Here is an 18,140-nt window from a genome sequence, read left to right as displayed (position 1 = left end):
AGGACGGGTCATATGAAGAGCGCACAATCCCCAACTTTGTGGATGAAGGAGCTGATTGTACGATGAAGGCACTCATTGTTATTGATTACACGAAGGATTTTGTAGATGGTAGCTTGCCTGTAGGTCAACCGGCGATTAACTTGGATGATCGGATTGCAGCAATCACACAGGCGTATGTGGATCAGGGGGACTTTGTAGTCATGGCTGTGGATTTACATGAGGAGAAAGATCCTTATCACCCGGAGAGCAAGCTATTTCCCCCACATAATATACGTGGAACTGAGGGACGGCATTTATATGGCAAGCTCCAGCCCCTCTATGAGAAACAAAGTGATTCTATCTATTGGTTGGATAAAACACGGTATAGTGCGTTCGCTGGGACCGATCTGGAGCTCAGGCTGCGCGAACGAGGCATTTTGGAGGTTCATCTGATTGGTGTATGCACGGATATATGTGTACTCCATACGGCTGTAGACGCCTATAACAAAGGCTTTGCTATTACCGTTTACAAGGATGCTGTGGCGAGCTTTAATCAGGCTGGACATGATTGGGCTTTAGGTCATTTTGAGGGAAGTCTGGGAGCTGCCGTATGGTCGGCTGAGGATACGATTTTACTACAGAATAAGTAAATAACTTAACGATTGTGCACCATTATCCGATAACAAAATGGAGTCGGATATTGCTGAACTGGATAGATAAGGCGGTACGCCGTCGCAATCGCAAAACCGGTGACAGTCAGAGAGGATGAATACAATGCAATCAACGAGCCTCGCATTACATACAGATAAATATCAGATTAACATGATGTACGCCCACTGGGTGAACGGAAGTCACCAGCGTAAAGCTGTGTTCGAGGCGTATTTCCGTAAGCTGCCCTTTGGCAATGGTTATGCGGTGTTCGCTGGTTTGGAACGCATTGTGAATTACATCTCAAACTTGCGTTTTAAAGAAGAGGATATTCGCTACCTATCGGAACAGGAAGAGAATTATGATCCTATGTTTCTGGAGGCTTTGCTGCAGTTTAGATTTGGCGGGACGGTTCATTCAATGAAGGAAGGAGCTCTCGTTTTTCCGAACGAGCCTCTGATACGCGTTGAGGGAACGATTATGGAAACGCAGCTTGTGGAGACGGCGATACTGAATTTTATGAATTACCAGACGTTGATCGCCACCAAGGCATCACGTATTAAACAGGTGGCCAATGGCGACACGCTGCTTGAATTTGGCACACGGCGTGCACAGGAAGCAGATGCGGCGATTTGGGGGGCACGCGCAGCTTATGTAGCGGGCTTTGACGCGACGTCCAACATGCTGGCAGGAGAGCACTTTGGGATTCCGACGAAGGGAACGCATGCCCATTCATGGGTGCAAACCTTTATGTCGGAGCAGGAGGCTTTTGACGTATATGCCAAGGTTTTGCCAGATCAGGTTACGCTGCTGGTAGACACCTTCGATACGTTGGAAAGCGGTGTTCCTCATGCGATTCGCACAGCGAAGATGCTGGAGAGCCAGGGCAAGCGCATGAATTCGATCCGTTTGGATAGCGGTGATTTGGCTTATCTATCCATTCAGGCGCGGGAAATGCTTGATGCTGAAGGCTTGGATTACGTACAAATTGTAGCCTCCAATGATTTGGATGAAAATACGATTTTTAATTTGAAAGCCCAAGGGGCGCGTATTGATGTATGGGGTGTGGGAACACAGCTTATTACAGCTTCGGATCAACCTTCACTTGGCGGAGTGTACAAGCTGGTTGAGCGGGAAGTGGATGGTGAGATGCTGCCGACGATTAAGATTTCGGGCAATCCGGAAAAAGTATCCACACCGGGCAAAAAGGATGTATACCGCATCGTGGACAAAAAGAAGGGGAAAGCCGTTGCAGATTATATTTCTTTTCCGGACGAAGAGCGTCCGCGTAATGGAAAGCGTCTGAAATTGTTTAATCCTTTGCATCCATATATGAAAAAATATGTAGAAAATTACGAAGCCGTACCGATGCTTGAACCCATTTTCGTAAACGGACAGAAGGTATATGCGCTTCCCGAACTGGATGAAATTCGGGCTTACCATGCTTCACAGTTGAAGCTGTTTTGGCCAGAATATTTGCGGAAGCTGAACCCTGAAATTTACCGCGTTAATCTTAGCGAAAAGGTGTGGGGGTTGAAGCAAAAGCTGATCGACAGCTATATGCAGCCTGAAGTGGAAGAAAAGGAATAGCATGAAAAGGCACCTCATGAATGTATGGGGTGCCTTTTTGTGTTGCGACGATTATGAAAAAAGAGAGTTACTTATAAATTTCTCTCATGACATGCCGCAGCTCAGGTACAATAATGCGTTCCATCGCCAAACGTATGGCTCCACGTGAGCCAGGCATGGAAAATACGGCTGTCTTGCCTATCGTACCGGCCACAGCACGGCTTAATATAGCCGCCGAACCAATATCCTCGGCAAAGCTTAGGTAGCGGAAGATTTCACCAAATCCAGGCAGCTCCTTATCCAGCAGGGAGGAGACGGCCTCATAGGTGGTATCCCGAGGAGAAATACCGGTGCCTCCTGTCAAAAGCACAGCCTCGATATCATCTTGTTCGACAGCTTCGGATACCAATTGCCGGATGCCTTCATAGTCATCTTTGACGATGACGTATCGGACAACCTCATAGCCGTCGGTTTCCAGCAAGTCTATAAGCAATCGTCCTCCAGTATCTGTTTCTTCGGTGCGTGTGTCGGAGACGGTGATGACCATACAGCTAACCCGCTGCGGAGCTTCCCGTCGATGTTCCTCTACAGAAGATATATTCATTGCTATGTTCACTCCTTGGTGGTGGTTAAGCATACTCTTTTTACAATAGAGGAATGGTGGCTTGTATGCAAGTCAAAAGCGGAAGAAACAAAGCCTTGTGATGAATACCCTTGCGTTCATGTATTGGAATATAGTACACTTCCTTACATAAGCCGGAGCATTTTGGTATTATATTCTTGAAAGCGTGAACACCAATGGAGTTAATCTCATTCGTTAGTAGGTAGTACAGCAGGGTCAACAACTGGGAGGGAATGTAACATGAATCATTCATACCAACAATGTGTAGATGCTTGCCTGGAATGTTTGAACGCTTGCAATGTTTGCAATGTAGCGAGCTTAAAGGAATATGATTTGGCCATGTTGCGTGAATGTATCCGAGTGAGCAGGGAATGTGCGGAGATATGCGGGTTTGCTGCTCAAATGCTGGAGCACGGAACCAATTTCGCCGAGCAAATCTGTGAGTTGTGTGCTCATGCCTGTGAAGTATGCGCTGCCGAATGCAGCAAGCATACCCATGATCATTGCAAACAATGTGCAGAAGTCTGCCGTCGTTGCTTTCAGGCTTGCCGCCAATTGGTGGCGGTGTAATTACATATATGGAGTTAGTGCCTGAAGAATAAAAGGTTGCTTTCTACTGAATAGATTTGTATAATGATGGGAAATTAACGTCGTGGAATGGGAGAGTAGCATTGAAGCCTGATCATTACAGCGAGCCGGAAAAGGTGGGAGCCGGTATGAGGTTTGATGTGAAGCGCACCCGGGAGATGGTTGGTCGAATCATGAAGTACATTCAGGAGACTCCCTTGAGTGTAGTTCCTTTAGTAGATCAGCCCGGCAGACACCGTTATTCGTCATTGGAGTGAAATCGGCGATTTGTGCAAGTTAGCTTTAACTGCGCAGGCCCGATTTACGAAGAGTGGTACCGCGGGGATATTGAAGTTCTCGTCTCTTGAATTATGTCAAGAGGCGGGAGCTTTTTTTGTTAGACAAGGATTTTGCAAAATCCTGAAATCTTAATAGAGAAGGAGAGAGAAAACATGTTGTTAAAGGCTGCTGCTAATGTTTTATTGACCCATACGGGCTTGGAGGAGAAGGAAGTTTTATCTTTATTGGAGATACCTCCGCAGCCGGAATGGGGAGATTTGGCGTTTCCGTGTTTTGTGCTGGCTAAAAAGCTTCGCAAGTCTCCACAGCAAATTGCGCTTGAATTGGCGGAGGCAATAAGCCATGAGGAAGGTTTAAGTGCTTCGGCTGCTGGTGCCTATGTAAATATAACACTGAATCGGTCTGTTCAGATTCCGCTTATGCTGGCTGAATTGAACAAGCCTGATTTCCTCAAGCCAGATATCGGGCATGGACAGCGGGTGGTGATTGATATGTCCTCACCTAACATCGCCAAACCATTTGGTATCGGCCATCTTCGCTCTACTGTCATCGGTGCTGCCCTGTATCGCATTCTGGGGGAAACGGGACATGTTCCTATTAGCGTGAATCATCTGGGAGATTGGGGAACACAATTTGGCAAGCAAATTGCCGCCTATAAAAGATGGGGTAATGAGGAGCAGTTACAACAGGACCCGATTGGAGAGTCGCTTAAGTTATATGTGCGTTTTCATCAGGAGGCCGAGCATGACCCGTCTTTGGAGGAAGAAGGCCGCGAGTGGTTCCGGCGTTTGGAGCATGGGGATGCCGAGGCACAGCGACTATGGGAGTTTTTTGTTGAGGTCAGTCTGGGTGAATTTGATCGCATGTACCAGCGTTTGAACATTACATTCGACCATGTGCTAGGGGAAAGTTTTTATAATGATAAGATGCAAGCAGTTGTTGCCCAATTAAGAGCGAAAGAACTGCTGGAGGAAAGCGACGGGGCACTCGTGGTTCGTCTGGAAGAGGAGGAGTTGCCACCGTGCCTTATTTTGAAAAAGGATGGCACCACCATTTATCCGACACGTGACCTGGCAACAGCGATCTATCGTCATGAGGTGATGAAGGCTGATCGGCTGCTATATGTCGTTGGCGGGGAGCAGAGGTTGCATTTTCAGCAGGTATTTGCGGTACTGAAGCGTGCAGGGGAGACATGGGCGGAGCAATGTGAGCATGTGCCATTTGGATTGATGCGGTTCGCAGGCAAGAAAATGTCTACGAGACGCGGCAAGGTTGTGAAGCTGGAGGAGGTGCTCGATGAAGCTGTAGCGCGTGCTCAAGCCATTATCACGCAGAAGAACCCTGATTTGCAGGATCAACAGGAAATAGCTGAGGACGTTGGGATTGGAGCGATTATTTTTGGTGATTTAAAAAACAATCGTCTTAATGAAGTCGATTTTTCACTGGAGGAGGCGCTCACCTTTGAGGGCGAGACCGGGCCTTATGTGCAGTACACTCATGCGCGTATACGCAGTCTTCTGGAAAAAGCTCACGCGCGCACTCATGTTGCTGCTCATTCTGATTTTAACGGCACCGCCCCAGCGCAGGAGAAGCATTCCTCTGAATTGACTGACGCCTCGAGTGAGATGCTGGGTGATGCAGGTTGGGCGTTGCTTAAGCAACTGGATCGTTATCATGGACAACTGATACGTGCGGTTCGACAGTTGGAGCCTTCGGTTATAGCGAGATTTGCGTTGGATACGGCCCAAGCGTTCAACCGTTTTTACGCCAAGGAACGGATTGTTGATGGTGGGCGGTGGCGTATTCAGCTGGCGGAACAAACTGCGGATATTCTGGCAAGTACGCTGCAGCTTCTTGGGCTGAAAGCGCCTAACCGGATGTAAACAAAGCGATTAAAGGGCTGCAAAGATTGTGAGCAGAAAAGAGCTTAACAGGTTACACTAAGCGCAAGAACTGCGCTGTTTTGCAATCCTTTTGTGCATATGTGAAACATTTGCCACTCTTATTGCGTCGGTAATTATAGAATATAGTAAAAATGGAGGTGCACCACATGACAAAAAATAAAAGTGTGACAGTTGCTCTGCTCATCATCTGCTCATTGGCAGTGGCAACGTCGGCTTCTGCTTTTCGTGATATAAAAGGAGCTGAACAGGAAAATATCGTAAATTCGCTTCAGGAGAAAGGTATTATTCAGGGAATAACCAAGGACAAGTTTGCACCTGATCAAACGCTTACATATGCGCAAGGAGTGCATATGGTCGTTAATGCCATGGATCTGCAGGTCATGCCTGATTTCACAACCGGTTCCTTTGCAAACATTCCCGCTTCAGCCTGGTATACCAAGTCCTACCGGATTGCAGTTCAACATCAAATCCCTTTGTCACCAGATATTGACCCGAGCACCCGCATGACAAGGGGACAATTCGCAAACATTCTGTATAAAGCAGTGATTGCCACAGGAGAATACCCAACTGTTCGTATGTACGTGAATGTAGCGGACAGCAAAAAGCTGGACCAGGATTCAAGCGAAGCAGTTCAATTCCTGCTGTTGACCAAAATTGCCAAATTGGACGAACAGAGCAACTTTAATCCGGATCGAAAAGTAACCCGGATGGAGGCAGCGGAAATGGTCTATAACGCATCTGAATTTGTGCAAAATCATCAACCGGTTGAAGCCACTCCTGAAAATCCGGCCGAGCCTTCAGATCCGGTTCAACAAAACGGTATTAGTATGAGCATAGAGAAGGTGAATGACCAGCAGAACAAGGTGACAATTACCCGTTTGCAGGCACCTAATCCGGGTTACGGCATTGAAGTGGATCATATCGACTATGTAGATGGTACGAATGCAGTCATTTACTACAAGCTAACAAGTCCAAAGCCAGGAGAAATGAACATCCAGGTCATTACGGATACCCACACTAGTACATTAGTGGATAGCAAATTTAAGGTCACACTCAAAGCCGTAGAAGGAACAGTATCTCCACCCGCAGGAACAGGTACATCGGTAGCTAAATAAGGTCTGTAGCCTATTCAGGGAATGTAGCATATATAAAAATAAAACCAGCAAGTCTCCTATATCTAATGGAAACTTGCTGGTTTTTTTTAATGCATAATTTTAATGCATCATGCGAGACATTTGCCCAAGGCAATATCGTTTATTTCAGCTTTACAAGCCGACTTAAGCGTTTCCGCCAGCCAAGCCGGGGTCGCCTTGACCGGAACCTGCTTTCTGCGAAGAGCTGGAACCCAACTGGTTGTCGGATGTTCCAGAGGAGACCGTAGCCATTGCAGTCACCGTATTTTTTCCGGTAGGCCGATTATCCTGTACAGATGGTGCAGCAGGCGATGAGGCTGCATCTGTTCCAACCGTTCCCGACTGAAGCTGATACATTTGGAAATAACGACCACGATGAGCCATAAGCTCCTCATGGCTACCGCGCTCTACAATTTCACCCCGGTGCAGCACCAAAATTTGGTCCGCGCTGCGAATGGTCGACAAACGGTGAGCGATGATAAAGGTCGTGCGCCCCTTTTTTAGCACCTCAAGGGCAGATTGAATGAGCGCTTCCGTTTCGGTATCAATATTGGCAGTAGCTTCATCCAGAATCAAAATAGCTGGATCGAAGGCCAGCGCACGCGCAAAGGAAATAAGCTGGCGTTGTCCGGCAGATAACGTGCTGCCTTTTTCAATAACGGGTTCATCAAAGCCTTGCGGCAAATGGGCTAACAGTTTGTCAGCTCCAACGTCATGCAGCGCCTTCTCGACCTGTTCTCTGGTGATGCGGCTGTCTTCGAGACTGACATTGGAGGCTACCGTACCTGTGAACAAATACGGATCTTGAAGAACAATGCCCATATGATGGCGAAGCCATTGCTTAGGGATTTCCTTGACAGGCGTTCCGTCAATGGTGATCGTACCTTTCTGCGGATCATAGAAGCGGAACAGCAGATTAATAATCGAACTTTTTCCTGATCCGGTATGTCCGACCAGGGCAACCGTTTGGCCGGGCTGTGCTGTAAAGGAAATGTGCTTAAGCACATCATCTTTTTTATAGGCAAAAGATACGTCGTCAAATGCTACCTTCCCTTTGTAGCGTGGCATGGTGCCGTCCGTCACGGGCTCTCCGGTTTCATCCATCAGTTCAAATACCCGTCCTGAGGACACGATAGACGTATCCAGTACGGCGAGTTGGTTGACCATACCTGTCATAGGTTGGAACAGTCGTCCCAGCACATCGACGAAGGCATACAGGACACCTAGCGATATCGCACTGTCTGTGGTGCCAAGCGCCTTGGAACCGAAATACCATAACACCACAGCAAAGGCGAGGTTTCTCAACACGTTGACCAAATTGTGCGAAGTAAAAGCGTTCAAATTCAGCATTTTATTCTGATGCTTCATATAGTCATCATTCAATTCTTCAAACTCGGTTTGCGTTTGCTTCTGATGACGGAATACACGAATAATGGACATCCCCTGAATGGATTCATTGATAATCGCATTGATTTCACTGAGCCTGGATCGAATGATCGTATTATAGCGGGTGGCAACCTTGCGGTATAACACAATCCACAAGATCAGCAGCGGCACAATGAACAAGGAGATTAGGCCCAGTCTGAAGTCCAGCAGGAAGAGGGCAACATATACTCCTGCCATCGTCACAATACCGGAGGTAAAGTTTGACAGTACAGCTACGAACAAGTCCTTTACCGCTTCGGTGTCATTCGTAACACGCGATACGACCTTGCCTGCGGGCAGGTTGTCAAAAAAGTAAACCGGCAAGCGCTGAATGTGTGCGTAGAGGTCCAGCCGAAGCTTCTGAATGACCTTGTTGGCAGAGGATTGCAGCCAGTACGTTTTGCCAAACTCGGCAAAGATCGAAACGACCAGAAAGAAGCAATACCAGCCAATCAGCTGAAAGATGCCGGGCATTTCCGGTTTGTAAAAGCTATACAGCTCATCAGCAGTCAAAGCTTTGGCTTCATAGCGAAAGGTATCGGAGCCGCGTGTCACCGTCAGCGTACCGTTGGCAAAAGAGCGGTTGCCGTCAGCCACCTGCACCGAGCCATCAACAAATACAAAGGATTTGCCAACTTGTAAAATCCTCGCTTCGCGGCCTTTGGCTTCTCCGGGCTCAAAGCGGTCTTCACGCTTAAAGTGGGTTCCGGCAAAGCCTACAGTGCCGTCCACACTCGTTGTTTCATAAAATGGTTTTTCTATAGCGAGCATATGGTCGTCGATCATCGTTTTGGCAATGAAGGGTCCGGCCAGCTCGGCGGCTACTCCAATAGCCAGTGCGATGAGTGCAGCAATAAAACCTGCTTTGCTCGTCAGGGCGTACTGGAACAGCCTTTTGCCGATATTGGGTTTCATTAGGATACCTCCCCTGAGGTCAGATCAGATTCCACTTGTTGCCGTTCATACTGCTGCCGGTACCAACCGCCAGCCTCAAGCAGCTCACTGTGGGTTCCTTCCTCAATAATGCGTCCTTGCTCCAGCACGACGATCCGGTCTGCATGTTCGACAGCCGAGAGTCGGTGAGTGGAGATCAGGGTTGTTTTACCCGAGCGCTTACGCCGGATATTTTCGATAATACGTGCTTCCGTCCGGGCATCTACTGCAGACAGTGCATCGTCGAGCACCAGAATATCCGGGTCACCGATAAAGGCGCGCGCCAGTGAGACACGTTGCTTCTGCCCGCCGGACAGGGCGATCCCTTTTTCCCCGACGAGTGTATCCAGTCCATCGGACAGGGTGCCCAGGTCCTGATCAAAGGCAGCCGTGCGGATAGCTTCCATGATGTCGTCATCATCTGCACCAGGCTTACCGAACTGAATGTTCTCGCGTACCGATTTGGAAAACAAAATTTGTTCCTGCGGTACGTAGCCGATCCAACTGTGCAGTTGTTCGACGGCAATGTCCTCCAGTCTTATGCCAGAGATTAAAATATCACCGCTGCCTGTCGGGTACTCATGTAAAAGTTGTTTGAGCAAAGTGGACTTTCCGCTGCCAGTTCGACCGACAACGCCTAACGTTTCACCACGTTTCAACTCCAGGCTCATATGCGACAAATTATCAACAGTGGAGATGGGATAACGGAAGGTAACGTCGTTCATCGTAATGGACTCAGGACGGCTAACCGATACGGGGTGGGCTGCATCCTGTACGTCTGGCTGGACATTGAGCGTTTCATTGACCCGATCCAGAGAAGCGCTGCCGCGTTGCATGATGTTAATCAGCTCACCGATGGCAAACATCGGCCAAATCATCATTCCCAGATACATGTTAAAGGAGACCAGCTCGCCCAGCGTAATATCGTTATGAAATACCAGATAAATACCATAACCAAGGCCGATGACGTAACTAAGTCCTACGCACAGGCGGATGGTTGGTTCAAAGAGAGCGTCCATTCGGGCGACTGCCAAATTTTTACGAAACACATCCTCGGTAATATCTGCAAAACGCTTTTCATCCATCCGCTCCTGCACATAGGCGCGAATGACCCGGATACCTGCCACTGATTCCAGCACCTGATCGTTCATATCGCCAAATGCATCCTGTGCAAGTGTGTAGCGCTCGTGAACGGCTTTGCCGTAAATGCTCATGGCCAGCGCAATAAAAGGCAGCGGCAGGATAGCCGCCAGTGTCAGCTTCCAGCTAATCAGGGTGCCCATGGCAACAAGTACAACGGCCAGGTAGACTGTGGAGTCTGTTAATGTCAGCATGCCGAAGCCCGCTGTACTAGCTACGGAACGCAGGTCGTTCGTGGCCCGAGCCATTAAATCACCTGTACGATTGCGCTCAAAAAAAGGCGGCGTCATCCGCAGCAGATGATTCATAAAGCGCGTGCGCAGCAGACGCTCTACCAGATTGGCACCCCCAAACAGCTTGTGCATCCATATGTACGTAACGTAGTAGATGACGGCGAGAATGCCCAAGATCATAAAAATATAACGCCAAAGGGAGGACCAGGAAATCGTACCACGCACGATCTCATCAATGGCGCTGCCTAACAGCCGAGGAGGAGCCAGCTCTACAATACCAACGGCTATCAGCATAAACAATCCGATGGTATATCGGCTTCGTTCTTTTTTAAAAAACCAGCTTAAATTTTTGAGTACCGAAAACAAGAGGAATCCCATCCTTTCGTAACAAGCTCATGCGAGAGTTATGTGCCATTTTGAAAAAAACAATTGCTGTGTGCTGCCATAGATTCATCCGGAAAAACAGGCGCAAAAAAGGCATACCATCCGCAGACGATATGCCTTAAATCTCAATATCATATAGTGCGCAGGTTATTCAGCATACTCACCACTGAAAAACTGCTGAAACACAGACAACCACTCGTATTAAACCATACAATGTGAATGGCCCAATTCTGAAGGATGCGACAGGGGAGATGCTCCGGTATGAAGTTGTTGTGTGTGCAGATGTGGATGAAATACAATGTGAAATTTTAGCACCGGTAACACTCCTTTCTCTTCAAAATGGGTTCATTTTTACATAAGTCATCGTTCAAATTGTAATAAATTTCAAAATGGATCTCGTATGGTTGAATCTTAACACCCTTTTTTGCGAATTGTCAAACCTTTTTCAAAAAGATGTATATGGCTTATTCAAAAAAAGCTGGCTAGAGCAGGGCGGTTGGTGGTCATTCCAAAAGATGCTATGATATAGTTGGCAGGATGTCATTGTACAAGGAGATGAGCATAGCGAATGAGTATACAGGTAACTGAACCTGCGGCACAGTGGTACGTGAAGGAGCTTGGTTTGAATCACGGTGATTCGATCCGTTTTTTTGTTCGTTACAGTTCTGGCGGCGGGTTGCATCCAGGTTTTTCTTTGGGAATTGCCGTAGAGCCCCCGCAGCATCCTGTATTGCAGCATGAAGCGGCAGGCATTACGTTTTATATGGAGGACCAGGATTACTGGTATCTGAAGGGTCATGATCTGCAAGTCAAGTATTTGGAGGAACATGACGACATTGTTTATACCTACACTGAGGAAACGCAAGTGTAATGTCCCAGCGTTAAAATAATGTCAAGAGTTGTTTGTGGACATGAAGAAGCGGCGGAGCATCGTGCTACAGGGGATAAACCTGCACATGATATTCCGCCGCTTTATTGCGTTTAAGGAGGTATGACATATGTTAAGGATTGTTAAACATCGGATCATCGACCGCAAAATCAAAATCATCAATGTCATATACATGTACGGGTACAGAAGCTTCAATAATGCGGTGAATCCAATCCAATTGATCTGTTAAAATGGGCAATGCTTCACGCTGGGCAGTCAGTACCAGCTCAGTTTCGATCGGATCAAAATACTCCCCATAGTGCGCCGTGTCCACAGCATTAATAACAATGAGCGAGGTGTTCGCGTCGAATAAAATAGGCAAGCTTTTGGCCCAGGGCATCTGAAGGGCGCGCCGTATTTTTTTCTGATTCAATGGTTCTTCAAAATAGTTGATGAGCTCGCTTACCTTTCGCTTCACATGCTGATCGTCCATAGGATTATCCATGAGAGGCTCCGTGCTATCCTGGAATTCGTATAGCTCCAGCAGCGATGTGTAAGGAACTATATATTCAACAGGGGCGGGAGATGTAAGCAACTGGCCGTATATGGCCACCATTACAGCTTCCGTTACAAATTGTCGAGACATCGGTCAAGCCTCCTGCATTTACCAAATTATGCGATAAGAGTATAACACAAAAGAGGGACTGAATTCAGCCCGATATGCAGATTGCTTACATTCACAGCACAAGCCAAGGATTTAGGAGCGGCCGATCAACAGAGACAGCAATCCGGCAGCAATAAGCGGCCCTACAGGAACACCCTTAAAGAAGGCGACACCAATGACAGTCCCGATGAGCAGACCTGTCACAATGATAGGCTGACCGGACATTAGGGTTACTCCGCGACCGCCAAGATAGGCTACCAGGATGCCGATGGCAATCGCGAGCAGTGACTTCCAGTGCAGAAAGGACTCCATCACTTGATTGATGCTGATTTTACCGCTGGCTAGCGGGGTCATGACCCCGATTGTCAGCATGATAATTCCGATCGTCAAACCGTACTTTTCAAGCCAAGGGAAAGCTGAATTCAAACTGGTTACCCGCAGTAGCAATAATACGACCATAGCGATGGTCACTGTGGAATTGCCACTGATAATTCCAAGACCGGCCAGCGCCAGTAAAATAAGTGAGCTGTAATCCATTTAGGTGTTCTCCTTAGTTCGTTTGGCTTTGAATATGCTCAGCGATTTGGCGACCATGCCAGCGACCTGTTTCAATGAATACTTCATTGGCATTGCTGCCGGAAGCGATCACGCCTGCCACATATATACCAGGTATATTCGTTTCCATCGTGGCAGGATCAAACTCGGGTTTGTCCAGATCTTCAGCCATGTGGACGCCGACAGATTCCAGTAGTTTTCGTTCCGGGTGAAACCCGGTTAGTGCCAGCACAAAATCATTTTCCAGTCTGAACGCTTCGGCCTCCAGCGGAGTGACTACTACATGATCTGGATGGATCTCGGTAATACGAGCACCTAAGTGCAGCGTAATTTTCCCCTTTTGTACCATACTGTCGAATAGTGGACGAACCCATGGCTTGATGTAGGGAGACAGCTCGGTCCGACGGTATACCATATCAATCGTAGCCCCGACCCGTACCAATTCCATCGCTGCATCTACTGCGGAGTTACTGCCGCCGATAACCGCGACACGGGTTCCTGTATATGGATGGGCTTCGCTGAAATAGTGAGTGACTTTATCTAATTCTTCCCCGGGAATGCCCAAATAGTTCGGATGATCAAAATATCCTGTAGCCACTACGACATAGCGGGACGAATACGATTGGGGTATTCCACGCTTGCTCATGGTATGAACGGTAAATGTACCGTCATCCTGACGAGCGATGGATCGAGCCTCCTCATAATGCTGAATGTTCAGGTTATAATGTGTCGCTACTTTACGGTAATACGTCAAAGCTTCATGACGAAAAGGCTTGTCGTTGGGGGTGCTGAACGGAACATCACCGATCTCCAGCAGTTCGGCGGTGCTAAAGAACTGCATGTTGGTCGGATACAGAAAAATAGAGTGAACAATGTTGCTTTTTTCAATAATGACGGTCTGCAAACCTTTGCGGCTGCATTCGATGGCAGCGGATAGCCCGCATGGACCGCCACCGATAATAATTACGTCGTACATATAGAGGAACCTCCAATTGTATTGGTCTACTGCGTAAGTATTTCGCAGGATTAGCATTGTGCATCATTCAGAATCATTCGGATTTATATTTTGATCAATGAAAGCTGTGCCATGGATTGATGCAAAATGCACGGGTATGTAAGAAGTTTTTCAAATAATAATCCTACCGCAATGCGTACATAATATCCAGCCGTTTTCAGGAAGAAGTGATGGAAGGATATGATTGACAGGTAGTTTTAACAAACATATAATTAGATGAATATCTATTTTGTGGTTGAATTCGTTTGTAGAGCAAGTATCGATTTTTGTAGAGCAAGTTTGGATTAAGGAAAAGAGGTGCTAGTCACGATGCAGCTGGATAAGATGGTCAATTATCATAAAGCGCTTGCTGATCCGACGCGTATGCGCATATTACTCCTGTTGTCCCGTGGGGAGATGCATGGTCAGGCTTTGGCGAAAAAGCTGAATTTATCCCAACCGACCGTTACGCATCATGCTTCCAAACTTCGTGAGGCTGGATTAATCAAAGAACGACGGGATAAAAATACGGTGTATTTTACATTGAATCCGGAGCTGATCCGGCAGCATGCCGAGGCGACGGTACGTTTTATCTTCGAAAAGGGAGAGGGTGAGGAAGAGATGTCAGAGCTTAATGAAACAATGGAGGCGACGGTTTTACGTAATTTTTTTGCCAAGGATGGCAAGCTGCGCCAAATTCCTGCACAATACAAGAAAAAACTGATCGTGCTTCAGATGCTGGCTGAAAAGCTGGAGCCGGGCCGCGTGTATCCTGAACGTGAATTAAACAAGTGGATTAAACAGTACCATGACGATTTTGCGACGATTCGGCGTGAACTGATTATGCATCAGTTTATGTACAGGGAACGGGAAATGTACGAATTGAATCCACGTGAGATGTGGACGCGCTGGGATCAGGTGCGCTAAACGAAACTCAAAAAAATTTGAAAAAAGTTTTGCGGCAGGCTTGACAGACGATTTATCGACTTGTATGATAAAGGAAATTTTAGGAGGAGGCGATGTTATATGCGTACGAACAAGAATGGATGGGTTCAGCAGCAGAATGACTTGTCTCCCGCACGGACGATGCTCAGTTAAGACTGTATAATATATAGTCCTGGCTTGGCAGTTGGTTGGACAGTAGAACCGACGAAATCCGCAGGGAGTGATTCCCTGCGGATTTTTTTACGGTTAGGTGTCCTTGTATATGGTTGTTGGTTCCTGAGAGCGGTTTGCGCATAAGCCGCTTGTTTACGTAACGAACACGAATTACATTGGCTTCAGCCGCATACTCTCCGCAGGGGTTTCCCTGCGGATTTTTTGCATTGTTTGCTTGCGGGAGGAAAAATGTGCACATATCGAATAACACTGCAATCCAAAAGATGATTTTCAGGAGGAAAACAATGAGTATACATGAATACGGTTGGTCTGATGAGTGGAACGGTTATTGGGACCAATGGAAACAAAGTTTTGAGGAACGTGCGGGACATTCACAGCTGCGGCCTGCCCGCTTGATCGCCGATTATGGGCAAAAAGTTAAGCTTATAACGATGGATGGGGAACGCTGGGGAGCTGCTTCTGGCAAGCTGCGTCATATCATTGATGATCTCGTCGAGATGCCAGCTGTCGGGGATTGGGTGGCGATCAGCACAACGGATGAAGTGTCGGATGCTGTGATCCATGCCGTTCTGCCGCGCAAAAGCCGAATATCCCGACAAGCTGCGGGTATTGAGACGAAGGAGCAACTGATAGCGACCAATGTGGATACCCTCTTTCTCGTAAATGCGTTGAATCATGATTTTAATATGCGCAGACTGGAGCGGTATTTGATTATGGCTTGGAATAGTGGGGTGAACCCGGTGGTCGTGTTGAGTAAGAGCGACCTTTGTCACGATGTTGAGGCACGGATCGCAGAAGCGGAGGGGGTAGCTCCCGGTGTACCTGTCATCGTTATTTCTGCGCTGCAAAACGAAGGCAGAGAGCAGTTGGAGGCGTTTCTTCAACCCGGCTGTACCGTTGCTTTAACAGGTTCTTCCGGGAGCGGCAAATCAACGATTGTAAATTGGCTGTCCGGGGCTGAAATTCAGCAGACACAGGATGTGAGGGAGGAGGATAGCCGGGGACGGCATACGACAACACACCGACAGCTTTTTCCCATCGCCAAGCAAGCTGTTCTGCTGGATACGCCTGGCATGCGTGAGCTTAACCTGTGGGATGATTCCATGGGTGTCGCTCATGCTTTTGCCGATATTACTGACATAGCGCAGAAATGCCGATTTGCAGATTGCAAGCACAAGGGCGAAGCCGGATGCGCAGTTGAGGAAGCTGTACAGACAGGGGGGCTGTCAGAATCCAGGGTGAACAATTATCGCAAGATGCAGCGGGAGCTGGAGTATCAGGCGCGCAAGGAAGCGGATCGGCGGAGAAAGGATAGTCGTACCGGCACAACCTCAGGCCGAAGGGATCAGCGAAGTGGCTGGCGACGGGATGTGGAATGGTAAGCCGAGCTGAATTGAAGCATTTTTGGTAAAAATACAAGAAAATCTGAGTTGTGATCGGCATATGGTGTAAAGGGGTGAGCATATGCCGAACTACAACATCGTGGTGGATTTAACCGAACGCCGTTTATATTTGAAGGATGGCGATCAGATTGTAGCTAGTTATCCTGTCGGTATTGGCAAGTTGGCTACACAGACACCGAATGGACAATTTACGATCATCAATAAACAGCCCAATCCCGGCGGCCCTTTTGGAGCGTTCTGGATGGGGCTGTCCAAGCCGCATTATGGGATTCACGGTACCAATGATCCATCGTCCATTGGCCAGTTGGTGTCACATGGCTGCATCCGAATGCACAACAAGGATGTACTTGAGCTTCAGGAGAAGGTCAGCATCGGCACGCCAGTAACGATCCAGTCTTAACAATATACTTAGAAGTCTGAAGTCTGCCTTACATTCAGGCGATGAAATCGCAAATCCCAGTATATGCTGAGTCTGTGAGCATGGATTATACTAAACCGCAGCGTCTTTTAGCTGTGTGCGCTGACCCGTTACGATTTGGGCTGAATATGGACACGGGCTTCAATTCGTTTGGAGCCCTCTTTGTCGTTCACAGCTTTGACTAACGTTACATATATGATGTTTCAAAGCCGCTGATTTGGAGAGGGTGCTGGAGAGCTCTCTCTTTTTTTGTCTGTGTTCAGACAAAAAAAATAGTCCCTCTTAGTAGAGGGACAGTGCCAATGAATCATTTTCACTAACGCTATGCAGGATGGCTTCACAACCGATAATCTCTATACTGATCAAAGAGTTAAGACATTTCCGAAGGGCACGCTTGCCGCTGGAGATTTTGTTCTCCAAAGTGTTGCTTAGAAGTTTTAGTGTTTTTTGCATAGGCTGCTTATTATCTTGATTGAAGTAAACGGGAATACGTTTGTTTTGAAATGTAATTAATGTTCTCACAAAAATCACCTCACCTGAGTTATTTCATGGCTTTATTGTAGAGCCCGTTTCTTAAAATTACCTTAAAAACACCTTATAAAAACATAAAGGTCTGAGAAATTTACAAACTGTTCACAATAATTTGGGTAACAATCGAGTTTAGTACTTGCTTATAGACAAAATGACGCAGATCAGAATATGAAATACTGGTAAATACGTATCTTTTGATTCCAAGGACTCTTTTTAATTATAGAAATACGACTAAAGTCTTTAATTTGTTTTGAGAGTGGGTATTTTGTAACAAATTGACAGTCTAATGGGTGAATGCTACAGTTACGATAGCTATTTCTATCGAAAATAGGCTTTTTGTGGGAACTTTACTGTATTGATCAAGGATCGGGAGGGATGACAGATGATCCTGACCGTGCTTTCAGGACGACAGGAAACAGAGTGGTTTGACATCGAGGTGGCTGATGAATATTCGGTGGAGCATTTGAAGCTGATGCTGGGTGTGCGTATTTTTGGAGAGCCTCCGGCGGAGGGGATGCAATATATTATGGAAGCAAAGTTTCCGGAGGGGCTTTGGTTCAGAGTGGAGGACGACCAGTTGCTTACAGGGGCAGGTTTGCGGGAAGGCTGTACGGTGCGTATTCAGCGTGCCTTTTCGACTACCCAGGACGAAGCACCTGTATATGGACGGCGTTCGCTTTTTCAAAACGAAAAAAATGGGTAAATACACACATGAAATTATATGAAACCTTGGTAAAATGAAATAGTAAGC

Annotated in this window: 17 protein-coding genes and 1 other annotated feature; of the genes, 10 read left to right on the top strand and 7 right to left on the bottom strand. The window is 47.2% G+C overall.

Annotated features, from left to right (window positions below):
* Nucleotides 1-62: 62 nt before the first annotated feature.
* Together KQI_RS0108260 and KQI_RS0108255 are read left to right on the top strand one after the other, a co-directional pair.
* Complete coding sequence (locus tag KQI_RS0108260; RefSeq protein WP_010346305.1) at nucleotides 63-629, top strand: cysteine hydrolase family protein; 567 nt, start codon at nucleotides 63-65, stop codon at nucleotides 627-629.
* A gap of 124 nt (nucleotides 630-753) precedes the next feature.
* Nucleotides 754-2,217, top strand: a complete 1,464-nt coding sequence (locus KQI_RS0108255) for a nicotinate phosphoribosyltransferase (protein WP_010346304.1) — start codon at nucleotides 754-756, stop codon at nucleotides 2,215-2,217.
* Between the two features lie 67 nt (nucleotides 2,218-2,284).
* Here the strand turns inward: KQI_RS0108255 and KQI_RS0108250 are convergent, their stop codons facing one another.
* Entirely contained in the window at nucleotides 2,285-2,800 is a 516-nt protein-coding gene (locus tag KQI_RS0108250; protein ID WP_010346303.1) for a MogA/MoaB family molybdenum cofactor biosynthesis protein, read from the bottom strand.
* A 258-nt stretch (nucleotides 2,801-3,058) separates the two neighbouring features.
* Here KQI_RS0108250 and KQI_RS0108245 point away from each other — a divergent pair, with 258 nt between their 5' ends.
* The 3 genes from KQI_RS0108245 (at nucleotide 3,059) to KQI_RS0108230 (ending at nucleotide 6,704) form a co-directional block, all read left to right on the top strand.
* Entirely contained in the window at nucleotides 3,059-3,388 is a 330-nt protein-coding gene (locus KQI_RS0108245) for a four-helix bundle copper-binding protein (protein WP_010346302.1), read from the top strand.
* A gap of 74 nt (nucleotides 3,389-3,462) precedes the next feature.
* Nucleotides 3,463-3,753: a binding site (T-box leader), on the top strand.
* A gap of 84 nt (nucleotides 3,754-3,837) precedes the next feature.
* Nucleotides 3,838-5,568, top strand: coding sequence for an arginine--tRNA ligase (gene argS / locus KQI_RS0108235; RefSeq protein ID WP_010346300.1), 1,731 nt, complete (start codon nucleotides 3,838-3,840; stop codon nucleotides 5,566-5,568).
* Nucleotides 5,569-5,735: 167 nt separating this feature from the next.
* Nucleotides 5,736-6,704: an S-layer homology domain-containing protein gene (locus KQI_RS0108230; protein WP_010346299.1), complete on the top strand. Its 969-nt coding sequence runs from the start codon at nucleotides 5,736-5,738 to the stop codon at nucleotides 6,702-6,704.
* A gap of 162 nt (nucleotides 6,705-6,866) precedes the next feature.
* On the opposite strand, the gene KQI_RS0108225 is transcribed toward KQI_RS0108230, so the two are convergent.
* The gene (locus tag KQI_RS0108225) at nucleotides 6,867-9,062 is read right to left on the bottom strand and encodes an ABC transporter ATP-binding protein (protein ID WP_010346298.1); all 2,196 of its coding nucleotides are present in this window, start codon (nucleotides 9,060-9,062) and stop codon (nucleotides 6,867-6,869) included.
* A complete protein-coding gene (locus tag KQI_RS0108220; RefSeq protein ID WP_010346297.1) occupies nucleotides 9,062-10,819 on the bottom strand; it encodes an ABC transporter ATP-binding protein in 1,758 nt (585 codons plus the stop codon). Before KQI_RS0108220 ends, KQI_RS0108225 begins: the two co-directional genes overlap by 1 nt.
* A 586-nt stretch (nucleotides 10,820-11,405) precedes the next feature.
* Here KQI_RS0108220 and KQI_RS0108215 point away from each other — a divergent pair.
* On the top strand, nucleotides 11,406-11,708 hold the full coding sequence (locus KQI_RS0108215; RefSeq protein WP_010346296.1) for a HesB/YadR/YfhF family protein: 303 nt from the start codon (nucleotides 11,406-11,408) through the stop codon (nucleotides 11,706-11,708).
* A 130-nt stretch (nucleotides 11,709-11,838) separates the two neighbouring features.
* On the opposite strand, the gene KQI_RS0108210 is transcribed toward KQI_RS0108215, so the two are convergent.
* From KQI_RS0108210 to KQI_RS0108200, 3 genes are all read right to left on the bottom strand, one after another.
* Nucleotides 11,839-12,351, bottom strand: a complete 513-nt coding sequence (locus tag KQI_RS0108210; protein ID WP_010346295.1) for a hypothetical protein — start codon at nucleotides 12,349-12,351, stop codon at nucleotides 11,839-11,841.
* A 111-nt stretch (nucleotides 12,352-12,462) separates the two neighbouring features.
* Nucleotides 12,463-12,906, bottom strand: a complete 444-nt coding sequence (locus KQI_RS0108205) for a DUF441 domain-containing protein (RefSeq protein WP_007430122.1) — start codon at nucleotides 12,904-12,906, stop codon at nucleotides 12,463-12,465.
* Nucleotides 12,907-12,919: 13 nt separating this feature from the next.
* Nucleotides 12,920-13,900 (bottom strand): YpdA family putative bacillithiol disulfide reductase, encoded by a 981-nt coding sequence (locus KQI_RS0108200; protein WP_010346294.1) that lies wholly within the window; start codon nucleotides 13,898-13,900, stop codon nucleotides 12,920-12,922.
* Nucleotides 13,901-14,248: 348 nt separating this feature from the next.
* Between KQI_RS0108200 and KQI_RS0108195 the strand changes: the two genes are divergently transcribed.
* The 3 genes from KQI_RS0108195 to KQI_RS0108185 all read left to right on the top strand — a co-directional run bounded on the left by KQI_RS0108195 (nucleotide 14,249) and on the right by KQI_RS0108185 (nucleotide 16,840).
* On the top strand, nucleotides 14,249-14,845 hold the full coding sequence (locus tag KQI_RS0108195) for a DUF2087 domain-containing protein (protein ID WP_010346293.1): 597 nt from the start codon (nucleotides 14,249-14,251) through the stop codon (nucleotides 14,843-14,845).
* A 476-nt stretch (nucleotides 14,846-15,321) separates the two neighbouring features.
* Complete coding sequence (rsgA, locus tag KQI_RS0108190) at nucleotides 15,322-16,419, top strand: ribosome small subunit-dependent GTPase A (RefSeq protein ID WP_010346291.1); 1,098 nt, start codon at nucleotides 15,322-15,324, stop codon at nucleotides 16,417-16,419.
* Nucleotides 16,420-16,501: 82 nt separating this feature from the next.
* Nucleotides 16,502-16,840, top strand: coding sequence for a L,D-transpeptidase (locus tag KQI_RS0108185; protein WP_010346290.1), 339 nt, complete (start codon nucleotides 16,502-16,504; stop codon nucleotides 16,838-16,840).
* Nucleotides 16,841-17,140: 300 nt separating this feature from the next.
* Here KQI_RS0108185 and KQI_RS29195 read toward each other — a convergent pair whose 3' ends face one another.
* Nucleotides 17,141-17,380: a hypothetical protein gene (locus tag KQI_RS29195; RefSeq protein WP_010346289.1), complete on the bottom strand. Its 240-nt coding sequence runs from the start codon at nucleotides 17,378-17,380 to the stop codon at nucleotides 17,141-17,143.
* 391 nt (nucleotides 17,381-17,771) lie between these two features.
* On the opposite strand from KQI_RS29195, the gene KQI_RS0108175 reads away from it, so the two are divergent.
* Complete coding sequence (locus KQI_RS0108175; protein WP_010346287.1) at nucleotides 17,772-18,092, top strand: hypothetical protein; 321 nt, start codon at nucleotides 17,772-17,774, stop codon at nucleotides 18,090-18,092.
* Nucleotides 18,093-18,140: the final 48 nt, after the last annotated feature.

The sequence above is a fragment of the Paenibacillus peoriae KCTC 3763 genome, from assembly GCF_000236805.1.
Classification (GTDB): domain Bacteria; phylum Bacillota; class Bacilli; order Paenibacillales; family Paenibacillaceae; genus Paenibacillus; species Paenibacillus peoriae.
Note: the sequence above shows the minus strand (reverse complement) of the source record. Positions and strands in the feature narration are given on the sequence as shown.

Bases quoted from the DNA above. Each gene is read 5' to 3' on its own strand.
- KQI_RS0108260 (WP_010346305.1), top strand. From the start codon at position 63: ATGAAGGCACTCATTGTTATTGATTACACGAAGGATTTTGTAGATGGT.
- KQI_RS0108255 (WP_010346304.1), top strand. From the start codon at position 754: ATGCAATCAACGAGCCTCGCATTACATACAGATAAATATCAGATTAAC.
- KQI_RS0108250 (WP_010346303.1), bottom strand. From the start codon at position 2,800: ATGAATATATCTTCTGTAGAGGAACATCGACGGGAAGCTCCGCAGCGG.
- KQI_RS0108245 (WP_010346302.1), top strand. From the start codon at position 3,059: ATGAATCATTCATACCAACAATGTGTAGATGCTTGCCTGGAATGTTTG.
- argS (WP_010346300.1), top strand. From the start codon at position 3,838: ATGTTGTTAAAGGCTGCTGCTAATGTTTTATTGACCCATACGGGCTTG.
- KQI_RS0108230 (WP_010346299.1), top strand. From the start codon at position 5,736: ATGACAAAAAATAAAAGTGTGACAGTTGCTCTGCTCATCATCTGCTCA.
- KQI_RS0108225 (WP_010346298.1), bottom strand. From the start codon at position 9,062: ATGAAACCCAATATCGGCAAAAGGCTGTTCCAGTACGCCCTGACGAGC.
- KQI_RS0108215 (WP_010346296.1), top strand. From the start codon at position 11,406: ATGAGTATACAGGTAACTGAACCTGCGGCACAGTGGTACGTGAAGGAG.
- KQI_RS0108210 (WP_010346295.1), bottom strand. From the start codon at position 12,351: ATGTCTCGACAATTTGTAACGGAAGCTGTAATGGTGGCCATATACGGC.
- KQI_RS0108205 (WP_007430122.1), bottom strand. From the start codon at position 12,906: ATGGATTACAGCTCACTTATTTTACTGGCGCTGGCCGGTCTTGGAATT.
- KQI_RS0108200 (WP_010346294.1), bottom strand. From the start codon at position 13,900: ATGTACGACGTAATTATTATCGGTGGCGGTCCATGCGGGCTATCCGCT.
- KQI_RS0108195 (WP_010346293.1), top strand. From the start codon at position 14,249: ATGCAGCTGGATAAGATGGTCAATTATCATAAAGCGCTTGCTGATCCG.
- rsgA (WP_010346291.1), top strand. From the start codon at position 15,322: ATGAGTATACATGAATACGGTTGGTCTGATGAGTGGAACGGTTATTGG.
- KQI_RS0108185 (WP_010346290.1), top strand. From the start codon at position 16,502: ATGCCGAACTACAACATCGTGGTGGATTTAACCGAACGCCGTTTATAT.
- KQI_RS0108175 (WP_010346287.1), top strand. From the start codon at position 17,772: ATGATCCTGACCGTGCTTTCAGGACGACAGGAAACAGAGTGGTTTGAC.